Source organism: Intrasporangium sp. (genome assembly GCF_035688975.1).
GTDB lineage: Bacteria > Actinomycetota > Actinomycetes > Actinomycetales > Dermatophilaceae > CALMNV01.
This window is the reverse complement of sequence record NZ_DASSMH010000072.1, coordinates 1-4,508: the sequence shown is the minus strand read 5'-3', so window position 1 is coordinate 4,508 and position 4,508 is coordinate 1. Positions and strand designations below refer to the sequence as shown.

4 protein-coding genes are annotated in these 4,508 nt (G+C 71.1%); 3 read left to right on the top strand and 1 reads right to left on the bottom strand.

What is annotated here, in order from left to right; translation table 11 throughout:
* Nucleotides 1-184 precede the first annotated feature (184 nt).
* Together VFJ94_RS07440 and VFJ94_RS07435 are read left to right on the top strand one after the other, a co-directional pair.
* On the top strand, nucleotides 185-805 hold the full coding sequence (locus VFJ94_RS07440) for an L-threonylcarbamoyladenylate synthase (RefSeq protein WP_325003566.1): 621 nt from the start codon (nucleotides 185-187) through the stop codon (nucleotides 803-805).
* A complete protein-coding gene (locus VFJ94_RS07435) occupies nucleotides 802-2,748 on the top strand; it encodes an alpha-amylase family protein (protein WP_325003565.1) in 1,947 nt (648 codons plus the stop codon). Before VFJ94_RS07440 ends, VFJ94_RS07435 begins: the two co-directional genes overlap by 4 nt.
* Nucleotides 2,749-2,784: 36 nt before the next feature.
* On the opposite strand, the gene VFJ94_RS07430 is transcribed toward VFJ94_RS07435, so the two are convergent.
* Entirely contained in the window at nucleotides 2,785-3,339 is a 555-nt protein-coding gene (locus VFJ94_RS07430) for a heme-binding protein (RefSeq protein ID WP_325003564.1), read from the bottom strand.
* A gap of 188 nt (nucleotides 3,340-3,527) precedes the next feature.
* Here VFJ94_RS07430 and VFJ94_RS07425 point away from each other — a divergent pair.
* A partial coding sequence (locus tag VFJ94_RS07425) for a DUF2332 domain-containing protein (RefSeq protein WP_325003567.1) occupies nucleotides 3,528-4,508 on the top strand: 981 nt, incomplete at its 3' end.

Below are 4,508 nucleotides of genomic sequence, written 5' to 3'. Positions count from 1 at the left end.
CAGCGCCGCCCAGAACCGCTCCGCCGCCACGCGGCCGTCAGCCGCGTGCCGCGAGCTCACCTCGAAAACCTGCCGTCGCAGCCCATCGACCATGCCCTGATCCGCCATACTTCAAACATACGTTCGACCACCGACAGTGGTCTCACCTTGCGCACGTCGGCGCTCCGCGTGGCATGGTGTCGCCATGGCCCGATACTTCGACGTGCACCCCGTGGACCCGCAGCCCCGCGCGATGACGCAGGTGGCCGGCATCCTGCAGGACGGCGGGCTCGTGGCCTATCCCACCGACTCGTGCTTCGCCCTGGGGTGCTCGCTCGACAACGCGGAGGGCAAGGAGCGGATCGCCCGCATCCGCAACCTCGACAACAAGCATCACTTCACCCTCGTCTGCGCTGACTTCTCGCAGCTCGGCCAGTTCGTCCATCTGGACAACGCCGTCTTCCGGGCTGTCAAGGCCTCCACGCCCGGGCCCTACACCTTTATCCTTCCCGCTACGAAGGAGGTGCCGCGCCGTCTGCTGCACCCGAAGAAGAAGACGGTCGGAGTGCGGATCCCTGAGCACCCCGTTGTCCGGGAGCTGCTCAAGGTGGTCGGCGAGCCGATTCTGTCGAGCACCCTGCTGTTGCCCGAGATGGAGGAGCCGATGACGGACGGATGGGCGATCAAGGACCGCCTCGACCATGAGATCGACGCGGTGGTCGACTCCGGTGAGTGCGGCCTGGAGCCGACGACCGTCGTGGACTACTCAGAGGGCTACCCCGTGGTCACCCGCGCGGGCGCCGGCAACCCCACCGCTTTCCAGTGACCCCGCGCACCTGTGTCGAGCTCGCGGCCGCCCTCGACCGCGCCCGCCCGATCTTGGCGGACCTGCCGGGGGACCTGCAGGAGACTTTCACGCTCCGGCTGGAGCGCTGGTGGGCCGACGTCGTCGGTGGCCTCCGGCCTCTGTATGCCGCGGACAACGTGGAGCGGGTCGCGCTGGAGCTCGTCGAGCGCGCCGCCCGTGCCTACCGTGACCGCGACCCGGACCTCCGGCGCCTCGACGCGCAGCGGGTGCTCAGGCCAGACTGGCTGCAGCAGCCGGAGATGTTCGGATACGCCTGCTACGCCGAGCGGTTCGCCGGTGACCTGCGCCAGTTGCCGGAGCGGATCGACTACCTCGAGGAGCTCGGGGTCAGCTATCTGCACCTCATGCCGTTGCTCAAGCCGCGGGAGGGCGACAACGACGGCGGCTACGCGGTGGCGGACTACCGGACGGTGCGGTCGGACCTCGGCACCGTCGAGGACCTGCGGGCCCTGAGCCGGGAGCTGCGTTCCCGCGGAATCTCCCTCGTGCTCGACCTCGTCCTCAACCACGTCGCCAGGGAGCACGAGTGGGCGGTGCGGGCGCGCGCGGGGGAGGAGCGCTACCGCGACTATTTCCATGTCTTCCCCGACCGCCGCATGCCCGACGCCTACGAGGCGACCCTGCCCGAGATCTTCCCCGACTTCGCGCCCGGCAACTTCACGTGGGACGACGAGCTCGCCGGATGGGTCTGGACGACCTTCAACGAGTGGCAGTGGGACGTCAACTGGGCCAACCCCGACGTCATGCTGGAGTATGCCGACATCGTCCTCCACCTCGCCAACCTAGGCGTCGAGGTGCTTCGCCTCGATGCCATCGCGTTCACCTGGAAACGGCTCGGCACCAACTGTCAGAACCAGCCAGAGGTGCACGCGGTCACCCAAACGCTCCGCGCCGTCGCCCGGATCGCTTGTCCCGCAACAGCATTCAAGGCCGAGGCTATCGTCGGGCCACGCGACCTCGTGCAGTACCTCGGTCAAGGCAGGTATGCCGGACGGGTCAGCGACCTCGCCTACCACAACAGCCTCATGGTGCAGGTCTGGTCGATGCTCGCGTCCGGGAATGTCGTCCTCGCCCGTCAGGCACTGTCCGCGCTGCCGCCCAAGCCGCCGAACGGCACCTGGATCAGCTACGCACGGTGCCACGACGACATCGGCTGGGCCATCGACGACGGCGACGCGGGCGCCGTGGGTCTCGACGGCTTTGCGCACCGTCGGTTCCTGTCTCGATGGTATAGCGGCGATTTCCCTGGCTCGTGGGCGAGGGGGCTTGTGTTCCAATCCAATCCGGTGACGGGGGACCGGCGGATCAGCGGGACCGCCGCCTCCCTCAACGGGCTCGCTGACCCGCCGGACAAGGTCTCCGAGGACCGTGCGCTGGCGCGGATGTTTCTGGCGCACGCGATGATCTGCGGCTGGGGCGGCATACCGGTCATCTGGAGCGGGGACGAGCTCGGCCTGCCCAACGACCCGGGCTGGGCCGACGAGCCCGGGCACGAGGACGACAACAGGTGGGCGCACCGGCCCCGGATCGACTGGTCGACCGCGGCCCGGCGCACGGATCTGCGGACCCGGGAAGGCAAGGTGTTTCAGGGCGTCGCCCACCTCGCCCGGGTCCGTCGCCGCCTGCCGCAGCTGCACGCCAGCGCCGATCCCGTCGTCCTCCACGACACGGACGACGGCATACTGGCCGTGCTCCGGCGGCACCCGAGCGGTCCGATGGTGGGGGTCTACAACGTCACGGGGTCGTGGCGGCCCTTCCCGGTCGAGCGATTCCGGGCGGTGGGCATCGCCACCCCGCACGAGGCCTTGAGCGGATACGACGTCGTGACGGGCGACGACGGTCTGGCCTTCCTCGCGCCGTATGCCGCCTGGTGGGTGGTGGACGGAACCTCGCCGGCCTGACCGTCAGTCCCGCCGACGGTCGGGCCGCGCTGACACTCAGTCCAGGGCGCGGAGGCCGGCCTCCGCGACCTGGACGTCCTGGTCGGGGCTGCCCCCACCGACCCCGATGGCGCCGATGACCTGCCCCTTGCGGGTGATCGGCAGCCCTCCACCGAGCAGCGTGAAGCCCGCTGCGAGGAACGACTGGGCCCGCACGGGGTCCGTCGTCCGCTGGGCGAGCGTGGCCGTGGGTGTGCGGAAGGCGAGGGCCGTCTTCGCCTTGAGGGGGGCAAGGGTCAGGCTCGCTGGGCTGTTGCCGTCCTGTCGCGCCGAGGCCTTGACGTCCCCGCAGACATCGACGACGACGATGAAGGACGGCACGTGGATGCGGGAGGCCTCGCGCTCGGCGGCCCTGACGATGGCCTTGGCCTGCTCGAGGCTCACCGAGAGCAGCGTCTCGGCATGGGCCCCCGAGCCGTCGGGGGCGGCCACCGCGGGCGCCGCTGTCGCGACGGCCCCGGCAGAGGCGGCCGCGGCGGCGAGACCGCCACCGACGGCGAGCGCCCGGCGACGCGAGACGTCCTGGGACTGGGGGCGGTTGGAGTCGGTCATCGAAGTTTCTCCTCTGCGGCTCGGGTCGGCGACAGTGCCGGATCCCCACTATGGCCCTCCGGACGCCCGTCCAACAGGGCCCGCCGTGCCCACCCGGCTCGAGCGCAACACGGCCCGCTCCGGCGGCGTGGCGCCATGGCCGTCACGACGACCTGCTGTCACCCGGCGCCCCGTAGGGTGGATGGGTGATGGAGACCGGGGACGGCGAAGGCGCCAACGCCCAGGAGATGCAGGAACACTTCGCGCGCTTCGCGCACGAGTACGACGACCTGCCGCTCTATCGGGCCATCTGCCTCGGGGTGGCGAACGACTGCGAGACCGCCTCGCTGCTCCTGCGCGCCCAGCCGGGACAGCGGCGGCCGGTCCTGTGGCTCGCGGCGGTGCACGACCTCGTGCTCCGGCGGCCGGACGTGCCCGCCGCCCGGTGGTATCCGAGCGTCGTCGGCCGGGACGCGCTTCCGGACGGCGACCCATGGCCCGACGTGCGCCGGACGGTCCTCGAGCACGCGGACGAGCTGGGCGACGTGATCGAGACCCGGTCGACCCAGACCAACGAGGTCAACCGCGTGGTCTATCTCGCCGTCGGCCTGGCCCTGTCGGCGGCCGATGTCGCCGACGTGCCGGTGGTGCTCGTGGAGACCGGTGCGAGCGCCGGGCTCCTGCTCGGCGTCGACCGCTATCGCATCGAGCTGTCCTCCCGGACAACGAGGACCCTCCTCGGCGACCCGGGCTCGGCGGTGCGGTGCGCCGGCGTGGACCGTTCGGCCACGCCACTGCAGCCGATCGAACTTCCCCCCATCGTCGGACGCGCAGGCCTCGACTTGCGTCCCGTCCCGCTCGACGACCTCGAGAAAGTGCGCTGGCTGGAGGCGTGCCTGTGGCCCGACGTCCCCGGCCGGGTCGAGCGCTTCCGAGCCGCCCTGGCGGCGCTTCGCAGCGACCCGCCCGCCGTCCGCGAGGGCGACATGGTCGACGACCTCGCCGAGACCATCGACGTCGCCCTGGCTCGCGCCGGCGCCGCCCGAGCTCACGTGGTCGTGTTCAGCTCTTGGGCCCTGACCTACGTGGCGCGCGAGCGCCGCGCCGGAGTCGGGGCGGTGCTGGCCGCCCTGGCCCAACAGGGTATGCCGGTCAGCTGGCTCACGGCCGAGCCTCCCGGTTGCGTGCCC

Excerpts from the sequence above, each read along its gene's own strand:
- VFJ94_RS07430 (WP_325003564.1), bottom strand. The coding sequence starts at position 3,339 with ATGACCGACTCCAACCGCCCCCAGTCCCAGGACGTCTCGCGTCGCCGG.
- VFJ94_RS07440 (WP_325003566.1), top strand. The coding sequence starts at position 185 with ATGGCCCGATACTTCGACGTGCACCCCGTGGACCCGCAGCCCCGCGCG.